Origin of the sequence: Ruegeria sp. HKCCA5463 (assembly GCF_013034175.1) — a bacterium.
Lineage (GTDB): Bacteria > Pseudomonadota > Alphaproteobacteria > Rhodobacterales > Rhodobacteraceae > Ruegeria.
Genome location: NZ_WQFL01000005.1, coordinates 266,394 through 287,574, shown reverse-complemented (window position 1 = coordinate 287,574; position 21,181 = coordinate 266,394). Strand labels below are relative to the sequence as shown.

The 21,181-nt window shown below is 57.1% G+C and carries 21 protein-coding genes; 10 read left to right on the top strand and 11 right to left on the bottom strand.

Annotated features, from left to right (window positions below):
• Positions 1-4 precede the first annotated feature (4 nt).
• The 7 genes from GOW09_RS13045 to GOW09_RS13015 all read right to left on the bottom strand — a co-directional run bounded on the left by GOW09_RS13045 (position 5) and on the right by GOW09_RS13015 (position 4,661).
• Positions 5-229, bottom strand: coding sequence for a DUF1127 domain-containing protein (locus GOW09_RS13045; protein ID WP_171118922.1), 225 nt, complete (start codon positions 227-229; stop codon positions 5-7).
• Between the two features lie 121 nt (positions 230-350).
• Positions 351-2,111: an urease subunit alpha gene (ureC, locus tag GOW09_RS13040; RefSeq protein WP_171118920.1), complete on the bottom strand. Its 1,761-nt coding sequence runs from the start codon at positions 2,109-2,111 to the stop codon at positions 351-353.
• Positions 2,086-2,418 (bottom strand): urease subunit beta, encoded by a 333-nt coding sequence (locus tag GOW09_RS13035; RefSeq protein WP_171118918.1) that lies wholly within the window; start codon positions 2,416-2,418, stop codon positions 2,086-2,088. Before GOW09_RS13035 ends, ureC begins: the two co-directional genes overlap by 26 nt.
• On the bottom strand, positions 2,415-2,576 hold the full coding sequence (locus GOW09_RS13030; protein WP_171118916.1) for a hypothetical protein: 162 nt from the start codon (positions 2,574-2,576) through the stop codon (positions 2,415-2,417). Before GOW09_RS13030 ends, GOW09_RS13035 begins: the two co-directional genes overlap by 4 nt.
• 18 nt (positions 2,577-2,594) lie before the next feature.
• The gene (locus GOW09_RS13025) at positions 2,595-2,897 is read right to left on the bottom strand and encodes an urease subunit gamma (protein WP_152459090.1); all 303 of its coding nucleotides are present in this window, start codon (positions 2,895-2,897) and stop codon (positions 2,595-2,597) included.
• A gap of 1 nt (position 2,898) precedes the next feature.
• Positions 2,899-3,795 carry an urease accessory protein UreD gene (locus GOW09_RS13020; protein ID WP_371808049.1) on the bottom strand — a complete coding sequence of 299 codons (897 nt, stop codon included), beginning with the start codon at positions 3,793-3,795 and terminating at the stop codon, positions 2,899-2,901.
• 248 nt (positions 3,796-4,043) lie between these two features.
• Positions 4,044-4,661, bottom strand: a complete 618-nt coding sequence (locus GOW09_RS13015) for a TetR/AcrR family transcriptional regulator (RefSeq protein ID WP_171118914.1) — start codon at positions 4,659-4,661, stop codon at positions 4,044-4,046.
• A 101-nt stretch (positions 4,662-4,762) separates the two neighbouring features.
• On the opposite strand from GOW09_RS13015, the gene GOW09_RS13010 reads away from it, so the two are divergent.
• From GOW09_RS13010 to GOW09_RS12995, 4 genes are read left to right on the top strand one after another with little or no spacing between them, the layout of a single operon-like run.
• Positions 4,763-5,911 (top strand): efflux RND transporter periplasmic adaptor subunit, encoded by a 1,149-nt coding sequence (locus GOW09_RS13010; RefSeq protein ID WP_171118912.1) that lies wholly within the window; start codon positions 4,763-4,765, stop codon positions 5,909-5,911.
• 3 nt (positions 5,912-5,914) lie between these two features.
• Positions 5,915-9,043 carry an efflux RND transporter permease subunit gene (locus tag GOW09_RS13005; protein ID WP_171118910.1) on the top strand — a complete coding sequence of 1,043 codons (3,129 nt, stop codon included), beginning with the start codon at positions 5,915-5,917 and terminating at the stop codon, positions 9,041-9,043.
• Positions 9,040-9,459 carry a DUF2141 domain-containing protein gene (locus GOW09_RS13000; protein WP_171118908.1) on the top strand — a complete coding sequence of 140 codons (420 nt, stop codon included), beginning with the start codon at positions 9,040-9,042 and terminating at the stop codon, positions 9,457-9,459. The genes GOW09_RS13005 and GOW09_RS13000 overlap by 4 nt, the downstream gene beginning before the upstream one ends.
• 6 nt (positions 9,460-9,465) lie before the next feature.
• Positions 9,466-10,314: an ABC transporter six-transmembrane domain-containing protein gene (locus GOW09_RS12995; protein ID WP_171118906.1), complete on the top strand. Its 849-nt coding sequence runs from the start codon at positions 9,466-9,468 to the stop codon at positions 10,312-10,314.
• Positions 10,315-10,855: 541 nt separating this feature from the next.
• On the opposite strand, the gene GOW09_RS22350 is transcribed toward GOW09_RS12995, so the two are convergent.
• The 4 genes from GOW09_RS22350 to GOW09_RS22345 form a co-directional block, all read right to left on the bottom strand.
• The gene (locus GOW09_RS22350; protein ID WP_217360277.1) at positions 10,856-11,011 is read right to left on the bottom strand and encodes a hypothetical protein; all 156 of its coding nucleotides are present in this window, start codon (positions 11,009-11,011) and stop codon (positions 10,856-10,858) included.
• 3 nt (positions 11,012-11,014) lie between these two features.
• Positions 11,015-11,209 carry a twin-arginine translocation signal domain-containing protein gene (locus GOW09_RS22625; RefSeq protein ID WP_253284203.1) on the bottom strand — a complete coding sequence of 65 codons (195 nt, stop codon included), beginning with the start codon at positions 11,207-11,209 and terminating at the stop codon, positions 11,015-11,017.
• A 250-nt stretch (positions 11,210-11,459) separates the two neighbouring features.
• Positions 11,460-13,118, bottom strand: a complete 1,659-nt coding sequence (locus tag GOW09_RS12985; RefSeq protein WP_171118902.1) for a sulfatase-like hydrolase/transferase — start codon at positions 13,116-13,118, stop codon at positions 11,460-11,462.
• A gap of 500 nt (positions 13,119-13,618) precedes the next feature.
• On the bottom strand, positions 13,619-13,783 hold the full coding sequence (locus GOW09_RS22345) for a hypothetical protein (RefSeq protein WP_217360276.1): 165 nt from the start codon (positions 13,781-13,783) through the stop codon (positions 13,619-13,621).
• A 52-nt stretch (positions 13,784-13,835) separates the two neighbouring features.
• Between GOW09_RS22345 and GOW09_RS12980 the strand changes: the two genes are divergently transcribed.
• From GOW09_RS12980 to GOW09_RS12955, 6 genes are all read left to right on the top strand, one after another.
• Positions 13,836-14,366: a helix-turn-helix domain-containing protein gene (locus GOW09_RS12980; protein WP_171118900.1), complete on the top strand. Its 531-nt coding sequence runs from the start codon at positions 13,836-13,838 to the stop codon at positions 14,364-14,366.
• A 142-nt stretch (positions 14,367-14,508) separates the two neighbouring features.
• Positions 14,509-14,886 (top strand): nuclear transport factor 2 family protein, encoded by a 378-nt coding sequence (locus tag GOW09_RS12975; RefSeq protein ID WP_171118898.1) that lies wholly within the window; start codon positions 14,509-14,511, stop codon positions 14,884-14,886.
• Positions 14,887-15,072: 186 nt separating this feature from the next.
• Positions 15,073-16,866, top strand: a complete 1,794-nt coding sequence (locus tag GOW09_RS12970; RefSeq protein WP_171118895.1) for an alpha/beta hydrolase — start codon at positions 15,073-15,075, stop codon at positions 16,864-16,866.
• Positions 16,867-17,139: 273 nt separating this feature from the next.
• Positions 17,140-18,126 (top strand): zinc-dependent alcohol dehydrogenase family protein, encoded by a 987-nt coding sequence (locus GOW09_RS12965; protein ID WP_171118893.1) that lies wholly within the window; start codon positions 17,140-17,142, stop codon positions 18,124-18,126.
• A gap of 570 nt (positions 18,127-18,696) precedes the next feature.
• Entirely contained in the window at positions 18,697-20,043 is a 1,347-nt protein-coding gene (locus GOW09_RS12960; RefSeq protein ID WP_152459077.1) for a substrate-binding protein, read from the top strand.
• 105 nt (positions 20,044-20,148) lie between these two features.
• Positions 20,149-21,180 carry a branched-chain amino acid ABC transporter permease gene (locus GOW09_RS12955; protein ID WP_171118891.1) on the top strand — a complete coding sequence of 344 codons (1,032 nt, stop codon included), beginning with the start codon at positions 20,149-20,151 and terminating at the stop codon, positions 21,178-21,180.
• Position 21,181: the final 1 nt, after the last annotated feature.

The following is a 21,181-nucleotide window of genomic DNA, read 5'->3' as shown; positions in this document are numbered from 1 at the left end:
ATGGTCAGAGCCAGATCGAATCCGAAAACACCCGATGCACGATCCGTTCGCGTGATAGGCCCCGTTTTTTCAACTCTTCGTCGCTGAGCGATTGCAGGAATTCGACTTGCCGCACGCGCGATTGAGCTTCGGCCACACTGATCAGAGCCCCGTAGATTGATGATCCGATGGACGCGATCAGACCGGGCAGCGAAAAGCCTGCGTGTGATTGTGTTGCTGAGTGTGCCATTTGGACCCTCGTAAACGTTGGTCCTCCCTTGAGCATTAATATCTGTCATATCGGCCTCACGTTGAAGTGGGTGTTTGGTCATTTCTGCCTTGCGCACGGTGCAATGCAGCATAATTTTTAGTCAGAACATAAAATATCGCTGTGCCATCGGCAGCACTTCGGCCGGTTGGCAGGTCAGCAATTCACCGTCTGCCCGGACCTCATAGGTTTCCGGATCAACTTCAACATGCGGCGTCGCGTTGTTGAGCAAAAGATCCTGTTTGCCAATCTCTCGTGTGTTTTGGACAGCGACGGTCTGCTTCGCCAAGCCCAGTGTATCGCCAATCCTGTCGGCCTGTGCGGCCTCAGAGACAAATGTGATTGCCGAATGCTCGACCGAGCGGCCATAGGCCCCGAACATCGGGCGGCTATAGACTGGTTGCGGTGTGGGGATCGACGCGTTTGGGTCACCCATTTGGGCACAAGCAATCGTACCGCCCAGCAAAACCATCTCGGGTTTCACACCAAAAAAGGCAGGGTTCCATAGAACAAGATCAGCACGTTTGCCTTCTTCGATACTGCCAATCTCGCGGCTCAGGCCATGAGCAATGGCCGGGTTGATCGTGTATTTGGCGATATAGCGTCTGACGCGCAGGTTGTCGTTTTCGCCTGTTTCCTCGGGAAGGCGCCCGCGCTGTTTCTTCATTTTGTCGGCGGTTTGCCACGTCCGGATCAACACTTCGCCCACGCGGCCCATAGCCTGACTGTCGGACGCAATGATGCTGAACGCGCCCATGTCGTGCAGGATATCTTCAGCCGCGATGGTCTCACGCCGGATGCGGCTTTCAGCAAAAGCCACGTCCTCGGGGATGGATTTGTCGAGGTGATGGCAGACCATCAGCATGTCCAGATGTTCCTCGACCGTGTTTACCGTAAAAGGCCGCGTGGGGTTGGTAGAGGAGGGCAGGACATGGTCCTCTCCGCAGATTTTGATGATATCTGGTGCGTGGCCGCCGCCCGCGCCTTCAGTGTGGAAAGCGTGGATAGTCCGACCCTTTATCGCTGCAACCGTATTTTCAACAAACCCGGATTCGTTGAGCGTGTCAGTGTGGATCATCACCTGAACGTCCATCGCGTCAGCGACCGAAAGGCAGCAATCGATGGCCGCCGGGGTCGTACCCCAGTCCTCGTGCAGTTTCAGGGCACAAGCCCCGGCTTTGACCTGCTCCTCCAAAGCAGCTGGAAGCGAAGCATTTCCCTTGCCTGCAATAGCAAGATTCATGGGAAAAGCATCCGCCGCCTGCAACATCCGGCCGATATGCCACGGGCCCGGGGTACATGTGGTAGCCAGAGTGCCATGTGCCGGGCCGGTGCCACCGCCAAGCATGGTCGTCAGGCCAGAATGCAGCGCGTCCTCGATCTGTTGCGGGCAGATGAAGTGAATATGGCTGTCGAACCCGCCAGCCGTCAGGATGCGACCTTCGCCCGCGATGGCTTCTGTGCCGGGACCGATGATGATGCCTACTCCGGGTTGCGTATCTGGATTTCCGGCTTTGCCGATCTTGGCGATGCGCCCGTTCTTCAGACCGACATCCGCCTTGTAGATACCCGAGTGATCCACGATCAGAGCATTGGTGATCACAGTGTCCACGGCACCTTCGGCACGTGTGGCCTGAGACTGCCCCATCCCATCTCGAATGACTTTGCCGCCACCGAACTTGACCTCTTCACCATACACATCTTCGCGGTGGCCGGTTTCACTAAAACGCGCAGTTGTTGCGCGCTCCACGATAAGGTCTTTTTCTACCTCGATGATCAGATCGGTATCTGCCAATCGTACTTTGTCGCCGACCGTGGGGCCGAACATGGAGGCATAGTCACTCCGACTGATCTTGCCCGGCATCTTTCAGAGCCCCCATGATATGCATATTGAAACCGTAAATGTGCCGGCGCCCTTCAAATGGCACCAGTATAACTTCGCGAGTTTGGCCTGGCTCAAATCGCACCGCGGTACCCGCCGGGATGTCCAGCCGCATACCCAAAGCTGCATACCGATCAAAATCCAGGGCCGAGTTTGCTTCGGAAAAATGGTAGTGGCTGCCGACCTGTATTGGTCGATCGCCGGTATTGGCGACAATAACAAGACGGCTACTGCGTCCCGCGTTCAGCGTCAGTGAGCCTTCGGCAGGAATAACCTCACCCGGAATCATTTTTGCAGCTTCAAAATCACGGTTATGGCGATGACCCCAATCAAAGCCAACCCAGCTGCAAGCGCGGTGTAATCGCTGCCATGGGCGTGAATATGGGTATCCGAATGGGCCGTGGCCGGACCAGCCAGAATGAGAGCGGGAAACAGCATGCGGATCATGGGTGACTCCTTTGGAAATTAGCGAATGGGGTTGTGGACAGTCACAAGTTTTGTGCCATCCGGGAAAGTGGCTTCGACCTGCACCTCGTGGATCATCTCGGGCACGCCTTCCATGCAGTGTTCCCGAGAGATCACTTCAGCCCCAGCTTGCATCATGTCGGCGACCGAACGGCCATCGCGCGCGCCTTCGACCACGGCATCGGTAATCAACGCAATGGCCTCGGGGTGATTCAGCTTGACGCCACGCGCCAGCCGTTTGCGAGCGACCTCGGCGGCCATGGCCACCAGTAGTTTGTCTTTTTCACGAGGGGTTAGGTTCATGTCAGAGCATCCAGCATCGGGGCAATGTGTCGTTGTTCAGCCGGCGCAGAACCGGCATCAATGTGCGGCGCAGTGCAAAGCTGTCGCCGGCCAGAATGCGAATGACCAGTAGGTCTTTCCGGATCAGAGTTGCCCCGGCGGCGTCCGGTAGCAATTCCCTGACAGGTTCCAGATGACCTTCGGCGGAACTCGACATTAAGACGATCAGGGCCATCGCCCCTGCGCCGTTTGCAATATGCCGCTTAGCCAAGTGAGTGTGCCAATCTCCAGCGAACCTAATCGCATCGAGAAACAACGGCGTTCCTTCGCGCCAAATCTCGATCTGATCGCGCAAGCGGATTTCAGTCAACGTTTCACCCATGGCGACGCGTCCAAAAACAAGCGGTTCCACCATCAGCATTTGGGCATCCGGTGACAGGTCGATCCTGAGGCGCCGGTCCAACGCACTGCCATTGTACAGAATGGTCTCTTGCGGCAACCAGTTCAGCCGGGCTCCAGCCTCTACCGTCAATTGATTTGTAACCTGGCCCCATTCTTTGGGCTGGGCCTTGTAAGCGCGCTCGCAAGCTTGCGTAGTCAAGGTCAGCGCCGTGCCTTTTGCTGCCTTGCAAGAAAACCGAAAGCAATCTCCTCCTGTCACTCCGCCAGCCGAGTTTAGCAGAACCGCATCAAGTTCAGGTGTCGTGGTTCTGGGGAATAGGCATTTGAAAGACCCAGATTGGCGAAACTTGTTCAGTACGGTCCTGTTGCCCAATTGCTTGGTGCTTAAGCTGACGGTGCCTGCTGCGCGCGGTGGTACTGCGCTGTGCGCGGGTAATATGGTTGCAACTTGTGTAATAGGGCACCTACAGCGCTTCGTTTTGCTGCTACCTGTTTCTCTGTTGAAGTATCGGAACACTAACTTGCAGCGTCGGAATCTGCTTAATTTCACAACATGTGATTAAATTTTAGACAGCAACCATTGGCTTGGATGAAAAAATATGCGCATCTCGCCGATTTCCCAAATTGGGTTAAAGGTAACTTGGGGAGGCTTCGTTTTCCTGAAGGATGGGCGGAAAGCTGAACTCAGCTATCCGCACGATTGCCACAGTGCGTCTTCCCGTTCGCAGGCTTTCATCAGCCTCGAATAGACAAGTGACACAGGCTTCATCGACGCGCCAGCAGAGAGCTCAGAATGAAATCCTCCATGCTTCCAGCGATTTTGCTCATGGGCGTTTCCGACAGAACGCTGCGATACGCGCTTCCTTCCAGAACCTCTATCACCAATTGCGACGCCTGTAGAGGATCCGGAACAGCGCGCAGATCTCCTGCCTCCACGCCGCGTCTCACTACTTCTTCAAGCGCCTCCGTCAGTCTGGCTCGGTTTTCGACGAACAGTCGCGCGATATCCTGTTGACGAACGGCTTCGCTCGAAATCTCCAAGGTTAGGATGACGTTTTCCGGCGCAGCCAGATAGTTGGCGTAGGCCCGGATGAACTTTTTCAACACTTTGGGTGCGGGTGCATTTGAATTCAGGACTTTCAGAAACGGCTCCAGTTCGCGGCGTTCGAGCATTGCGATTTCCACAAGCACATCATGCTTGCCGCGAAAATGGTTGTAGAGGTTTCCAAGGCTGACGCCCGCCCGCGCTGCGATATCGCGGACGCCGGTCTGATGATAGCCGCGCTCGAGAAAACACATGACGGCGGCTTCCAAAATCTGGTTGCGGCGCTTGGCTGTAGCCTTTTCCCGGGCTGACCCTGGTTTTTTGGTGTCTTCAGACATTTTTGCTTTTTCATATTGAACGAACGATCGTTCATAGTATATGACATCCAATCGTGCACCACAAGGCGCAATGGTTCAGGCGGCTCAGGAAAAACAGGACAATGACAGACAAAACCTCAAAAGCTCAGCGAAGACCAGCCAAGCGTTGGCTCTGGATTGGATTGTCGCTGATGCTGTTTGTGGCGATCGTCATCCTGTTGTTTGACACGGAAGATACGGTTGATGTTCAGGCAACAAACATCTCACCTCCGCCACCGACCGTCTCTGTCGTAACTGTTGTTCCGGAAACCGTGCAGGCGCGAGTTTCTGCATTTGCCGAAGTTCGGCCTCGTTGGGATGCCGAGCTGCGATCTGCTGTGTCCGGGCGCATCACCGCAGTCCATGCCGGTGCTTTGGCCGGGACACAGGTGGAACGGGGCGCCCCTTTGTTTTCAATCGAAAATGCCCCTTATCAAAGCGCCGTTGCAGCCGCTGAGATGGAGCTTGAGCGAGCAGAGCTTGCACTGTTGCGCGCGCAGAACAACGTAACCGTCGCGAAACGGCAGTTCGAACGAGACGGGGTGGAACCGCCAAACGAACTGGCCGTGAACCTGCCGCAATTGCGCGTCGCCGAAAAAACCGTTGCAGCGGCGCAGGCCCGCCTGAATGCGGCGAGAAATGACCTGAAGGACGCAGAAGTTGTTGCCCCGTTTTCAGGCTTTGTCACCCGTCGCTTTGCCAGCCTTGGCCAGGCGGTCAACCCGGGCGATCCCCTGATACACCTGTCGGACAACCGGCAATTCGAACTGGTTGCCGGGTTCAGCCAAGCGGATTGGGCGCTGTTCGATCATCCGATCTCTGGCGTTGCTGCTGACCTGACGCACCGTTCGGGCGAAAGCCTTGGGCAGGCTCGGGTCCGGCGTGGAGGCGGGTTTCTGGATCAGGACACACGACAGGTGCGCGTCTTTTTGGATGTCGCAAACCCCGGTGACGGCATACTCGCCGGAGACTTTCTGAAGGTGCACATTCCAGGACGGCGAATTGCTGACACCGTGACCATGCCGGAAAGCGCCCTGACGCGTGCGGGGTACATTTGGCTTGTGGATGAAAACGACCACCTTCAGAGGTTCAGCCCGAACATCCTGTTCCGCAGCGAAGGTGCTTTCACAATAAAGGCCCCCGACGGGAACGGCCCATGGCGCGTGGCCAAGACACCTTTGGCCTCGTTTCTGCCGGGTCAGCGCGTCACGCCGCTGTCGGATGGGAGTTGAGCCATGCACGCCCTGACATCCTGGTTTATCCGCAACCCTGTCGCCGCCAATCTGATGATGGCGCTGATCCTCTTTCTTGGGGTGCAGACGCTGCTGAATATTCGGATCGAGGGCTTCCCTCGCATACCTGCGGAAAGCGTTACGATTTCGATCGAGTTCCCGGACGCCACTGCCGAACAGGTCGATGAATTGGTGACCCGCAAAGTTGAGCAGGCGCTGGAAGGGTTGGAGGGCGTGCGCAGTGTGACTTCGCGATCCCAAAACGATCTGAGTGTCGTGACCGTCCGCCGCGCGGGTGGCCAGAAACTGCAAGCCGTTCTGGATCGTGTCCGCATTCGCATCGATGGGTTGACCGATCTGCCCGATACCGCGCGCCGCCCTGTGATCGAAGCGTCGGGTTTCGATTTTCCGGCGCTCTATCTGAACCTTTACGGCGAAACAGACCCGGCCACATTGCAGAGCCTGGCGCAGCGCCTGAAAGAAGAGCTGCTGGCGCAACCGGAATTGTCGCGGCTGCAAATCTGGGGTCTGATCCCGCGGGAACTGCGCATCGAAATCGACCCTGCGCTGCTGCGCCACTATGGCCTGACCGTGGCGGATGTGACCCGCGCCATCGAGGAAAACTCGGTGACATTTCAGGCAGGCCGTTTGCGGACCGAGGGTGGCACGATCTATCTGCGGGCCGATGATCGCGCAAAATACGCTCCTGAATACGCGGCCCTGCCGATCATTGAACGTGACGACGGGTCTTTTGTGCCCTTGGGTGATATCGCCAAGATCGAAGACGGGTTTCAGGACGGCGAGTACCTGTTTCGGCTGAACGGCAAACCAACCGTCGGGATGGAGGTTCTGGTCGGGCAGAAAGAGAACCTGCTGACGATCAGTGACGTTGTGCGCCGCACGGTGGATGAGTTCAGCCGCCAGTTGCCGTCGCAGGTTCAGGTCGATGTCTGGGGCGACAGCGCCGGCTATATCTCGGACCGGCTGGCGCTGTTGCGGTCCAACGGGGTGCAGGGGCTGATCCTTGTGACCTTGATGCTGTCGGTGTTTCTGAACGTGCGCCTGGCCTTCTGGGTCGCCATGGGCATTCCGGTTTCGGTCATGGGGGCCATAGCCGTTTCGGGTTCAAAATGGGTGGACTATTCGCTCAATGATGTCACTACCTTCGGTCTGATCATCGCCCTGGGCATTCTGGTCGATGATGCCGTTGTGGTCGGAGAAAGCGTTTTCGAGGAACGTCGAAAGGGCAAGGATCCGATTCAGGACACTGAACGCGGCGTGCACCGCGTGGCAGTCGCAACAGTCTTCGGCGTGCTGACGACAATCGCGGCGTTCTTCCCGATGTTGTTGATCGACAACCCGTTGGGCAAGGTACTGGCCGGGTTCGCGGGGATCGTGATCCTGACGCTGGTCTTTTCGCTCATCGAAAGCAAGTTCATCCTGCCCGCCCATCTGGCGCAGGTTTCGATGGGGCAAGAGCGCAGGTACCTGCTGTCCCGCCTCTGGGGCCGCGTACAGGATACTGCGCAGGGCGGCCTGGACTGGGTACGGGATCGCATCTATCAGCCCTTGCTTGTCGCCGCGGTGCGGCAGCGCTATGCAGTGCTGATCCTGTTCGTCGCCGCCGCGACGCTGGGGCTTGGCTTGATGTACAAGGGCAAGGTCAGAACGGTGTTCTTTCCCGAAGTGCCCGGTCAGATCATCACGATGAACCTGGAAATGGACGCCCGCGCGCCCTTTGCGCTGACCCGCGCGAACGTGGACCGGATTGAAACTGTGTTGAGCGATCTGAACGCCGAGCTTGCCGAGGGCGCGGGCATGGCCACGCCGCCCGTTCAGACGGTGTTCAGCATCATCAACGGCGCAGGAAACGCGCAAATATACGCTGAAATGATCCCGGTGGCCGAACGACCGGATGTTCCGATCCTTTCCGTGGTTCGCGAATGGCGCGACCGGGTTGGTGCGGTCGAAGGTGCAACCGAGTTGGAGTTCACCGGCTCGGAAACACTCGCCGGAGGATTCCGCACCCGGTTGGCGTCCAAAGACGAAGACCTGCTGCAACAGGCCAGCGCCGAGATGAAAGACTTCCTGTCGAACATTGAGGGCGTGGCGAATGTTCGGGATGGGCTGGCGGGCGGCCAGCCCGAACTGAAACTCCGCCTGCGTCCGGACGCGCGGCACCTTGGCTTCAATGCCGAGGCTTTGGCCAGACAGATTGGTTATGGGTTCGGCGGGGCCGAGGTGACCAAGGTTCGGCGCGACGGGTCCGAAATCCGCGTGGTCGTGCAGAACGCGCGGGAAAACCGCGATACGCTCGCCGATCTGATGCAGACCCAGTTGCGCAGCGCATCCGGTGCCTGGGTGCCGCTTGAGACGGTTGCCGAAATCGAAGGCACCTACGCCTCTGACACCGTCGATCGCCGCGACGGCAAGCGCATGAACATCGTGGCCGCGTCCATCGACCGCGACCGTGTTGCCCCCGAAGAGGTTGGTCAGGCGGTGTTCGAACAGTTGGTCCCGAAACTCCGCGAAAAGTACCCGAGCGTCAAAGTTCTGCCCGCCGGTGAACTAGAAGAGATGGCCGATATCAGCGGTGGCTTGAAACGTGCGCTGCTGCTGGCCGCCGTTTTGATCTATGTGTTGATGGCCGTGCCGTTGAAAAGCTATTGGCAACCTTTCGTCATTCTGGCCATCGTGCCCTTCGGTTTTATCGCGGCTGCGGTCGGGCACCTGATCATGGATGTGTCGCTGTCGCTGTTTTCGTTCTTCGGCATGCTGGCGCTGACCGGCGTGATCGTGAACGACAGTCTGGTCATGATCACCCGATACAATCAGGCGCGCGAGGAAGGCCAGCCCGTGAACCTGGCGCTGACAAGCGCTGGCATCGGACGTTTCAAGGCGATCTTTCTGACCACCGCAACGACGGTGATCGGCCTGCTGCCCTTGCTGACGGAAACCTCGGAACAGGCGCAGTATCTGATCCCTGCCGCCATCTCTCTGGCTTTTGGCGAACTGTTCGGCACCGCCCTCATGCTGCTGCTGGTGCCCGTGCTGATCGCCATTGCCGAAGATGTCCTTGTCGTCTTCAAGCCAGTCCCGCCGCACCCTTCCAGAGAAAGGACACAGTTATGACACGTAGCATTCTGGCCCCCGCATTCGCCCTGATGGCGCTTGCAACGCCTGCCGCCTCTGATGGTCTGAACGTGATTGTGGAGGGTATCCGCAACGCCAAGGGAAACATTGTGATCCTTGTTTTCGACGACGCGCGCGCCTTTGACGGTTTGGATGTCCAGAGCGCGATTGACTACGCCCAGGTTCCGTCCCGCAAAGGCAGTGTCAGCCATGAGTTTCCTGACCTGACGGCCGGCCCTTATGCTGTGCTGCTGTTTCACGACGAAAACAAGGACGAAGACCTGAACATGACCGAGACGAAACTTTTGGAGGGGCTGGGTTCAACCGGCGCCCCGAACCCTCAGGACTTGCCTGATTTCAGGGCCGCCTCGGTCTGGCCGGGCGATGTCCGCGTTCGTGTCCACTATGATCCGTGATGCCGCATGCTGAGGAATAGAAAACTGACTATAGGCACGTTGCTGAGCGTGTTTCGGTGGCGTGTCGGGATCACCTGGTTTCTGATACTGTCGGAAACTGCATTAACCGTGTTGATCCCGCTGTTCATCGGCTTTGCCATCGATGGATTGCTGCGCGGACAGTTTCAGCCCTTTGTGCATCTGGGCGCTCTTATGGTCGCCCTCACGCTGATCGGCGTGATCCGGCGGATATACGATACGCGCGTCTACGGAACGATCCGCGTCGAGCTGGGCAAGGCGCTTGCTGCGCGTTTTTCAAACCTGCCGATTTCTTCGTTGAACGCCCGGATCGGAATGGGGCGCGAACTGGCCGACTTTCTGGAAGAGATACTGCCTTCGGCAATTTCAGGGATCATGCAGTTCGTCGTCTCAGCAATATTGCTGTTGTACTTCTCGCCGGTGCTGGCTCTGTCAGCCTGCGGGGTGCTTGTGGGAATGATATGCATCTACGCCCTGTTTCATTCGACGTTCTGGCAATGGAACCGTGCCCTGAATGAGCAGATGGAACATCAGGTCAGCATTCTGGAACAGCGCCGCGTCCGCCCGGTGCTTGTCCACCTGACGAAACTGCGTCGTTTCGAAGTCAAGCTCTCGGATACCGAAGCCTACCTTTACGGTGTGATCTTCGTTCTGCTGATTGGTCTGATCCTGTTCAACCTGTGGTTCGCGACGCAAAACCTGGATGCGACACCTGGAATGATCTTTTCGATTGTCAGCTACTCATGGGAATTTGCTGAAGCCGCGCTTGCTTTGCCGATCACGTTCCAATCCTGGTCCCGGCTGTCCGAAATCACGGTCCGATTGCAGAGAGGATGATCAGATTTTCAAACTGCAAGTTGCGTGGAACAGGTGTTGCAATCAGGTGTTGGTCTTCTAGTGACCGCCGTTGAACCACCCTCCGGCATGCGGCAGGGCAGCTCTTTGTGGCAAATACCCTGTGCGATTGCTTTGCGGCAAAACTGTCAGAGACCTGTATCGCGGGAAAAGCAGGTTTCGAAACAATGGCAGTGTCTCTGCGCAGGTCAGAGTGTTGAATGGAATGTCGTACAGGCTGTAGCTTTGCCAAGACAGCGTCGGCGGGATCTTTCCGGTAGGGAAGGATCAGCCAAGCCAGCCTATCTGCAATTGCTTAGGTTCAGGCTGTATTACGCCTGAGAACGTTATGCGTGATTTGCTGAGTGGTTCGGTCCTTCCACTTGAGACATAGGAACCAATAGATGGTGCCCGCGCAGAAGGCCTCGCCCTGGCCTTTCGGGGCAACAACGATGTGGGACGAGCTGTAGCGGTATTCCTTGACCGTATACTCGTCATCTGTGCCTTCGATCAGCTGCGCCCAACCAGTTTTCGAAACCGTGTCCTAGCGTGATACGATGTATTGCTCGGCCACCGTGGCACCGATGCTGGGCGACGTGATACGGGCCGCGTTCGGATCAATATCTTTGTTGAAAGCGCTGACCTTGATTTCGATCCCGTCTCCTCGACGGCAGCAGAACCGTGAGGAGTACCCGATCAAAGGTCATTCAAGCCCCGGTTCGGACTGTCGGGCCTCAACCTTGGTTGTGACGTTGTTCCAGGCAGCGCCCAGCATAGCAGGCGATGCGGCCACGCTCATGGAGGCTTTCAAAAAGCCGCGGCGGCTAAGGTAGTCAGTAATCAAAGCAGAGGTTTTTTGTGCACGGTGATTAGTTGGGTTGGAATGCGGTTGGCACATCGGTCAAACGATCCGCAAAAAACCACATCCGGTCAATGCCTAAAAAGCCAGTTGCTACCGGGTTGAACAATATCGGGGCAAACACTGGCGCCGATGCGTTCAAAGATTGCCTTAGAACATTACCTTCCTCGGCATTCCATTGGCTTGTGCCTCGCGGAATCTTGTCCAAGCATTGGGGAGTGGCCCAGTGTTGTCTTGACTGCATAGGTTGTCGTTGGCGCGCGGGCAGGTTCCGCGTGCCATCCAGGCTTCACTCTTGCCAGCTCATGAAGACCTGCCGCGCTTTTTCGCTTTCGGGGCGCAGGTTCTCGATGCCGCCATAGGGGACGTCTTTACCGATTTCCGAGTTCGGATACTTGGCGATCATCTTCTGATGTCGCTTGATCATGTCCTGGAACGATGCGCCGGCCCAGAGGGAGTACCCGACCAGCGGATGCAGTTCGCGCGGGTCGCGATAGATGTTGTACGTTGGCGCGGCGGCTCCGGGCGCGCCCGGCGCAGGCAGGTGCATCTTGAACTCCTGTTTCACGACCGAGCGAAGAACCGGGCCCTCGTACACATACACGTAGTCGCGTCGCCCATTGCCTTCGCCTTCCAGCAGCAGGGCCGTCTGATCGATCCCATCGATCACCCGATCACGCGGGATATAGTCGGTGGCGCCAGCGATACGCGCCATCGTCGTGTAGATATCCGACACATGAAAAATGTCACCGGCGGCGCTGTCAGCCTCGATCACACCGGGCCAGCGAATGAATGCATCAGTGCGCACACCCCCTTCGAGATGTTGGGTCTTGCCGCCGCGATAGATCAGTTGGTTCAGCCCGGATGTTCCTTCGTAATGGTACATCAACCCGTTGTCGGCCATGATCATGACGATGGTATTGTCCGCCTCGCCGGTCTTCTCCAGCGCGTCGAGAACTTCGCCGATCCAACCGTCCAGAAGCTGCAACTTGTCCGCGTGGAAGCCGCCGTTACGTGACAGCGCCTGATCGGGATAGACAAAGTTCAGCGGATAAAGCGGCCAGTATTGCAGAAAAAACGGCTCATCCAAGGCTGCGACACGCTCGAGCTGTTCAATTGCCTGCGTCTGGTAGCGCTCGTTCATCTCTTCGTATTTGGCTTGGGTCCATTCTTCACCTGCGGCCATTTCGACTTCGCGGGCTTGCCCTCCGGCCTCGGCTTCGACACCTGTCACCAAACCATAGGGCTTGAAACGCTCATCCAGCAGAAGGGCATTGTTCTGTCCCGACGCGTGGTACCCCAACATGTTGTTCGCCTGCATCGCCTCGCGGGTCATCAGGCTCAGCTGCACCTGCTGATGCAGCGGGAAGGCCGCCCAGTCAAAGCCCTGATTGTGTGGGTAGGCCTCTTCGATATCGCCTTGATGCCATTTGCCGACGTGCGAGGTGTTGTAGCCCGCCTGTTTCAGGATTTCCGGCAGAGTCACTTCGCTGGCAGGAAGCCCTTCCCCCACCAAAGCCACTTTCACCTCTTCCACGCCGGCCCGGATCGGGTGGCGCCCGGTCAGCATGGCCGTACGAGTGGGTGTACATGAGGGCTCGGTGTACATCCGCATCAACGACATGCCTTCGCTGGCAAAGTCATTGATATTCGGGGTTTCAATGCCCATCACATAGTTGAGTTTGCGTTCGCCCATCTGGCCAAAGCTGATGTCATCGATGAGGATGTACAGGAAATTCGGGGGTTTGCCGCCGTTGGCTTCCCGAAGTTCAGCCAGCCTCGCATCAATCTCGACGTCCTGCGCATCCCATTGCTCGCCAAATTGGGCGCGCAGGAACGCAAATTCACCGTCATGCACAATCGCGTCTTGTTGTGCGGCCGATTGTGTGGTGCTCAGCGCTGCTAGCAAACAGGCTGCGATGCCAGTCCTTTGGACAACATTAGTCATTCTTCGTTCCCCCTTTGGTGCTCCTGAAGTTCATCGCCTGAACAATCAGGTCGCGACATTTTGCTGAAAGAGATTGGTTTGACTGATGCGCCAGCTCAGATAACCGCTGGTGTTCTGGTGGCGTTAGAAACGTCACCACGCGCTCTGATCGGGCATCGGCCTCAGGAAGCCGTGGTCGGCCCATGGTGGCGAGGTTTGGAGTTTTTGCCGACACTTGACTCCCCGCGGTTCGAATTCGCTACATTACCGGTAAAGTGTCAGGCTCTGGGAATGGACCACATCAAGAATTCGCCAAATTCGCAAAAGGGTGTCCCTTCCGTATCAGACGGGGTTACGCCCACAGCCGTGCTGAATTTCGAACACCCCAACAAAATCGGGGAAATTACGCCGTGGGAGATAGACTTCCGACAGCTCGATCCCGGTCGGTTGTCGACGTCCATAAGGGTGCGCTCAGGGCGATCGGTCTCCGCTCTCAGCATCGCGATGAACCAACGCGTTCATCAACGTGGTGTTTCGCCCAAGGGCTGGATGACGTTCGGGATTCCGTCAAATGGTGCGGTCGACAAATGGCAGGCAAAGGACGTAACCGATAACGCATTCCTGTCCTTCGGTGACAGTGATGGGTTTGACGGTATTTCGACGGCCGGTTTCACGGGAAATGTCATTTCCTTCCAGACGCACAGATTGGAGAATTTTGCAGAGTCCTGCGGATTTCACTTGGCGCGCGACAACCCGGACGCCCACAGACTGAGGTCCAAAGCAGGTTTGGCCAGCATGGCGAACCTGGAGGGTCGCGTAGCCGGGCTTCTTAACAGTGTTGATGCGCAGTGGTCTGAGGCGGCTGAGCAAGCCCTGATGCTTGAAGTCTTGGTTATCCTGACCGACGACGAAGCGCATTTTGACAGAAGTCAGGCGGGCACCAGGCGGCGTGCCCTAGATCGCGCAACCGATCTTATGGTTGCCAATCTGGAAGACCCGATTTCAATTGAAGAGATTTGTAAAGAAAGCGGGGCGTCTTGGCGAACTCTGGATCGCGCGTTCAAGGAACAGTTCGGACAAAGCCCCAAGTCGTATTATATGCGTCTCAGGTTGAACCGTGTTCGCGAGGACCTTCTTTCAGGGTCTTTCAGCGGAAGAATAACCGATGCTGCAAACCGGCTCGGATTTTGGCATATGGGCCAGTTCGCGCGCGACTACAGGCTGTTTTTCCGAGAGCTGCCGTCTGAAACAAGGGGCGTGCAGAAATAGGTTTCCCGTACCAATTCCGCTCTTCAGCACCCGGAAGTATCAGGGCAGGGGCCAATCTTTGCAGAACCGTCTCATTTTGATCTTTGTCAAGGTTGGATGCGGCCCGCCGGGATACAGTCACCAATGTATCAGGAGGTCTTGCATGGAAAGACTGGTCGAAATTGGGCGGACATTTGTTCAGGCGATGCGTGATCGCAACGGCTTGGCAAGTGTTGACGAGATGTACGCGGAAAACGCTCAGTCCATAGAGGCGGTTGTGCCTCCGGTGCGGCAATTTCGGATTACAAAGGGTCGCGACGCCATCAAAGCAAAGCGGGAAGATTGGCTGAAAACGCATGAAATCCAAACGCTTACGGCAGATGGTCCTTTTGTTCATCCGCCCAATCGCTTTGGCGTGCGTTTCAATGCCGAGGTCGTGCAGAAAGACACCGGACAACGAATGAACCTTAGCGAGATTGCCATTTATTCCGTTGAGGATGGCAAGATTGTGCTGGAAGAGTTCTTTATGTTGCCAAAATAGCGAACGGTGCCTGGCAACACGGGTTCCCAAGCGCTTGCGGCCATTTCAGGACGCCTCGCCAGGTCCGGCGCTGCAATCAAGTACGTCGAATCAAAATGGGCGGTTGACTGGTCGGTCCGGGGCTTGGTGGACAGATGGATTAAGGCTTGCAGCATTTTAGCACTCTGCCCGGATCGGAGAACCTAGATGACCGAACTCTCACCTGACAAGCTGTCTGCCGAGGCCGGGGTTTGTGCGGCAGATACCGACGAGAATGCCCCGCCTCACCCCTATGAGAAACTTGACCGCGCAACGCGCGCGGCCCTTGCCCGTGCCACCGCCGGTGTTTCCCCGCATTCGATAATGGCCACCTGGATGGATTGGGCCCTGCACCTGGGTCGTTCACCCGGACGCCAGCTTGAACTGACAGAACGCGCGGCACGCGATGCGGCCAAACTCTGGGTCTATGCCAGCGAGATGGCGACCGGCGCGAAGGCCACTCCGCCTTTTCAGCCACGTAAGCAGGATCACCGTTTCAATGCGCCCGGCTGGCAGAAGGCGCCGTTTTCCCTTTGGCAGCAGGCTTTTCTGAGCGCACAGGATTGGTGGCAGGCCGCAACGGACGAAATGCCGGGCATCGCCCCCCGTGACGCCGAACGCGCGCAATTTCAGATTCGCCAGGCACTTGATCTTGTCTCTCCTTCGAACTTCCCGTGGTCAAACCCGGAAATCATCAATCGCACGTTCCAGACCGGCGGTCGCAATTTGATAGAGGGCGCCGCACACTTTCTTGAGGATGTTGCCCATACCATAACGCAACAGCACGAACCTGCCCCTCAGGGGTATGAAATCGGTAAAGACATTGCCGCGACCCCCGGCAGGGTCGTTTATCGCAACGCGCTGTTCGAGCTGATTCAATACACTCCACGCACCAAGCGCGTACAGGCGGAACCGATCCTTTTCGTGCCCGCCTGGATCATGAAATACTATGTGCTCGACCTTTCTCCGGAAAACTCCATGGTGCGTTATCTGGTCGAGCAGGGCTTTACCGTTTTCATGATCTCCTGGGTCAATCCCACCGCTGATCAGGCGGATCTCAGCCTCGAGGATTATCGCCTGAACGGTGTCATGGCCGCGATCGAGGCCATCGAGAAAATCGTTCCGGGTCAAAAGATTCACGCCAATGGGTATTGCCTCGGCGGCACACTTCTGGCGATTGCAGCTGCGGTGATGCAACGCGATGGCGATGACCGGCTTGCAAGCGTTACGCTGATGGCGGCGCAGGTTGATTTTGCCGAAGCCGGTGAGCTTTTGCTGTTTATCGATGACAGCCAGGTCGCTTTTGTCGAAGATCTGATGTGGTTGCAGGGCTATCTTGACCGCCCTCAGATGACGCGAACATTCACGACAATCCGCGCCGAAGATCTGATCTATGCCCGGGCTGTGCGCCGCTATTTTCTGGGTGAAGACGACCTGCCTACGGATCTGACCGTCTGGAACAATGACACGACCCGGATGCCGGCGCGAATGCATTCCGAATATTTGCGGGGTCTGTTCTTGGAAAACCGGCTGAGCGCTGGGCGCTTTTCTGTCGAAGGTCGGGTTGTTGCGCTCAAGGACATACGCGTACCCATGTTTGTGGTCGGAACGGAATCCGACCACATTGCCCCGTGGCGATCAGTGTATAAAATTCGGCTGTTTACCGACGGAGACCTCACCTTCGTGCTGACCAACGGTGGTCACAATGGCGGTATCCTCAGCGAGCCGGGGCACAAGCACCGCCACTATCGGTTGGGCCACAGGCCGGCGGACGCGCTGTATACCTCGCCGGATGAGTGGTTTGAGTCGGCCGAAGAAAAGCAAGGTTCCTGGTGGCCTGCGATGGTGGATTGGATCAAAGACCGTTCATCGGGCGAAACTGCGCCGCCGCCGATGGGCGGGCGGCGAAGGGGGGCTGAAAACCTGCTCAAAGCGCCGGGCAGCTACATTCATCAGACCTGAAACCGGTGGCGAGGGTCAGACCCGTCAGTGCCCGGTCAATCACTCTTGGACATCCTGCGCAATCCCTTCAGGTGCAGTTGAGATTTTGGTCGCTGGGTTGGATCTGGGACTTTGCGATGGATCAAGCCTTGCTGCGGCGCAGGTGTGCTATCGTTCAGGTCGTCGGAACCTAGTGCCACACTTACGGTTTTGTCGAAGGCCGAGCCCGAAATTTGCAACGAAAAGAGGCAATAAACAGATGATTTCGGGCGGATGTATCTGGAGAGTTGGACCATGACCCGCGCAATGGTTTTGAACGAGGCCGGCCGCGCGCTGAAACTGGAAGACATCGAACTTCCGGCGCCGGGCGCTCATGATATCGAGATCCAGATCGAGGCTTGTGGTGTCTGCCGCACGGATCTTCACATCGTCGATGGTGACCTCGAACATCCTGAACTTCCACTGGTTCCGGGCCACGAAATCGTTGGGCGGATCGTTCGAAAGGGGGATGCCGTAACAGGGCTAGAAACCGGTCAGCGCGTGGGCGTGCCTTGGCTTGGGTCCACTTGTGGTAAATGTCCGTATTGCCATCGAGCACAGGAAAACCTGTGTGACGCGCCGGTGTTCACGGGATACACGCGAAACGGAGGATTTGCCGAAGCTTGCCTTGCGGATGCACGGTATGTCTTTGCCCTGCCAGAGATTGCCGATCCGGTTGCAATGGCGCCGTTGTTATGTGCCGGGCTTATCGGGTTTCGCTGTCTGCGAATGGCCCAGGATGCCAAGAATATCGGCTTTTATGGCTTCGGAGCTGCCGCGCATATCCTTGCACAACTGGCCGTCTGGCAGGACCGGAATGTATATGCGCTGACCCGGCCCGGCGATATCGAGGCGCAGGATTTTGCGCGTGACCTTGGCGCGGTATGGTCTGGTGGGTCCGACGAACGACCACCGGCGGAACTGGATGCTGCAATCATATTCGCACCTGTCGGAGCCCTTGTGCCCAAAGCGCTGCAATCTGTCCGCAAGGGCGGCCGCGTGGTTTGCGGCGGAATTCACATGAGCGATATTCCTTCCTTTCCCTACAGCGATCTTTGGGGGGAACGTCAAATCCTGTCTGTCGCAAACCTGACGCGTCAGGATGGTGAGGAGTTTTTTGCAATGGCTCAAGCCGCAGGCATCCAGACACGGACCCAAAGATATTCACTGAAGGACGGCAACACAGCCCTCGCGGATCTGGGCGCCGGACGATTGCAAGGGGCAGCGGTTTTGGTTCCCTGACCAATGGTCTGTCGCGCCCCGCACCGGCTTGACAAGTCACAGCGGACGTCAGCATCCGAAATTAGGGTGGTGGCTTAGGCAAACGGATCCTGATCGAGGAACGGACGGAACACCGGAGCACGAAAGACCGCTCGGCGCACTGGGATGCCGCCCACCCGTACCGGGCACGATCATACCGGCAAACCCGTGGACGATCATGCGCCAACAATCAAACTGGACCGTCAGATGAGCGAAGAGCTTGTTTCCATTCAGCGTGCTGAAAATGCTGGCTTTGTATTGCAAATCGGCTTTTGGTGCCGCAGACAACGAATATTGGTGTCATGCCTGACAAAATGTGTCACCGATATTTACATTTAAATATATGAAAAATATATGTTTAAATGTAAGCAAACGAAAAAGCTTTTCAACCGATCTTGATTTTCGTCAAGACGTTTACAAAATTTTGTTTCAAATCCAGTAATTTGTTGTGAAATTTTCCACCGCCTTTCCATTATTGAAATGCACATAAGTGCGCTTTCGTCTGCTGGAAGAGGAGCCAGACGACGAGAGAAAGGGAAATGGGAGGAATTAATGACCAACAAATCTGTCACACGCCGCGGCGTGTTGAAGTCTGGTGCCGTTGCAGGTACCGGTCTGGCCCTGCCTACGATCTTCACGGCTTCGTCGGCGGCCGCTTACACCAACGAACCAACCGGAGGGTCCGTGACCCTGGGCTTCAATGTTCCCCAGACCGGTCCGTATGCGGAAGAGGGCAATGACGAGCTGCTGGCGCAACAGCTGGCGGTGGAACACCTGAACGGAGAGGGTGACGGCGGTTGCCTGAACACCTTCACGTCCAAGGCGCTGAAGGGCAATGGCATCCTCGGCAAGAAGGTCGAGTTCGTCACAGGTGACACCCAGACCAAGTCAGACGCCGCACGTGCGTCCGCAAAGTCGATGATCGAAAAAGACGGTGCGATCATGATCAACGGCGGGTCGTCCTCGGGCGTGGCCGTTGCGGTTCAGGGCCTATGTCAGGAAGCGGGTGTGATCTTTATGGCGGGTCTGACCCATGCCAACGACACGACCGGCAAGGACAAGAAGGCCAATGGATTCCGCCATTTCTTCAACGCCTACATGTCGGGCGCTGCGCTTGCGCCGGTGCTGGCTGCCGAGATGGGCAATGACCGCCGCGCCTATCACCTGACGGCGGACTACAACTGGGGCTGGACTCAGGAAGAGTCCATCGTCGCCTCGACCGAAGCCCTGGGATGGGAAACGGTCAACACCGTCAAAACGCCACTCGCGTCAACAGACTTCTCGTCCTACATCACTCCGGTTCTGAACTCGGGCGCGGACGTTCTGGTTCTGAACCACTATGGCGGCAACATGGTGAACTCGCTGACCAACGCGATTCAGTTCGGCCTGCTCGACAAAGTCGCCAACGGCAAGGACTTCAAGATCGTCGTGCCGCTGTATTCGGAACTGATGGCCGCCGGTGCTGGCGAGAACATCAAGGGCGTGCTGGGTTCGATGAACTGGAACTGGCAGTTGCAGGATGAAGGCACCAAGGCCTTCGTGAAGTCCTTCGGCGAGAAATACGGCAAGCCGCCGTCCAACTCGGCGCAAACCTGCTATGCACAGGTTCTGCTATATGCTGATGCTTGCGAGCGTGCCGGTACGTTCAACCCATGCGGTGTTGTTGAAGCGCTGGAAGACTTCGAGTTCGACGGCCTGGGCAACGGCCCGACCTGGTATCGCGGCGCGGATCACCAGTGCTTCAAGGACGTGCTGGTCGTGCGTGGCAACATGAACCCGACCAACGCCTATGACACGCTGGAGATCGTCGAGATCACGCCACGCGCGCAGGTCGAGTACGATCCGGAGCATCCGATGTTCGCCGGTGGCGCATTGGGTGAGTGCAACCCGGGCGCATAAGACCGCGTATCAAAGTCTGGCCGCCAAAACGGTGGCCAGACATCTACAGCAGGGTTGATCCTGTTGTGCCACTCAATTCACACTGACCAACCCTGAGGTGGGCCAATGGACGCCATCCTATTGCAAATTCTGAACGGTCTGGACAAAGGGTCGGCTTATGCGCTGATTGCGCTGGGGCTGACGCTTATTTTTGGGACGCTCGGCGTTGTGAACTTTGCCCATGGGGCCCTGTTCATGATCGGTGCGTTCTGTGCCGTCACTTTGCAAAAGCTCATGAACCTGAGCTTTGTAACCATCGACGAGAGCCAAACCGACTTTCTTGGCAACCCGCTGAAGGTGGAAACACCTTATGTCGAGGCATGGTTCGGCCCGGAGTTCGGGGCGACGATCATCGACTGGTCCGTTCCATTGGCAATCCTGTTTGCGATCCCGATCATGCTGGCGGTTGGCTATGTGATGGAACGCGGGCTTATCAAGCATTTCTACAAACGCCCCCACGCGGACCAGATCCTTGTCACGTTCGGCCTGGCGATCGTGTTGCAGGAAATCGTAAAGTATTTCTTTGGTGCCAACCCCATCCAGACCCCGCCGCCCGACGCGCTGAGTGGCTCTATCGATCTTGGCACCATGATCGGGTTTGATCCCAACGCGATCATCTACCCGATCTGGCGCCTCGTCTATTTTGGCTTTGCAGTTGCCATTATCGGTGCTGTCTTCTCATTCCTGCAATTCACCACCTTCGGCATGGTTGTGCGCGCCGGCATGGCGGATCGCGAAACTGTGGGCTTGCTGGGGATCAACATCGACCGGCGCTTTACGATCATGTTCGGTATCGCTGCCGCGGTGGCCGGTTTGGCGGGCGTCATGTACGGGCCGCTCAACCCACCAAACTATCACATGGGGATGGATTTTCTGGTCCTCAGCTTCGTTGTGGTTGTTGTTGGTGGCATGGGGTCTCTTCCCGGCGCGGTGCTGGCTGGCTTTCTGCTGGGCATTCTCGAAAGCTTCGCCTCTACGACCTGGGCCACAACGACGATCCCGGGCATCAACCAAATCATCATCTACCTTGTTGCCATTATTGTGCTGCTCACACGCCCGCGCGGTTTGATGGGACGCAAAGGCGTGATGGAGGAATAAT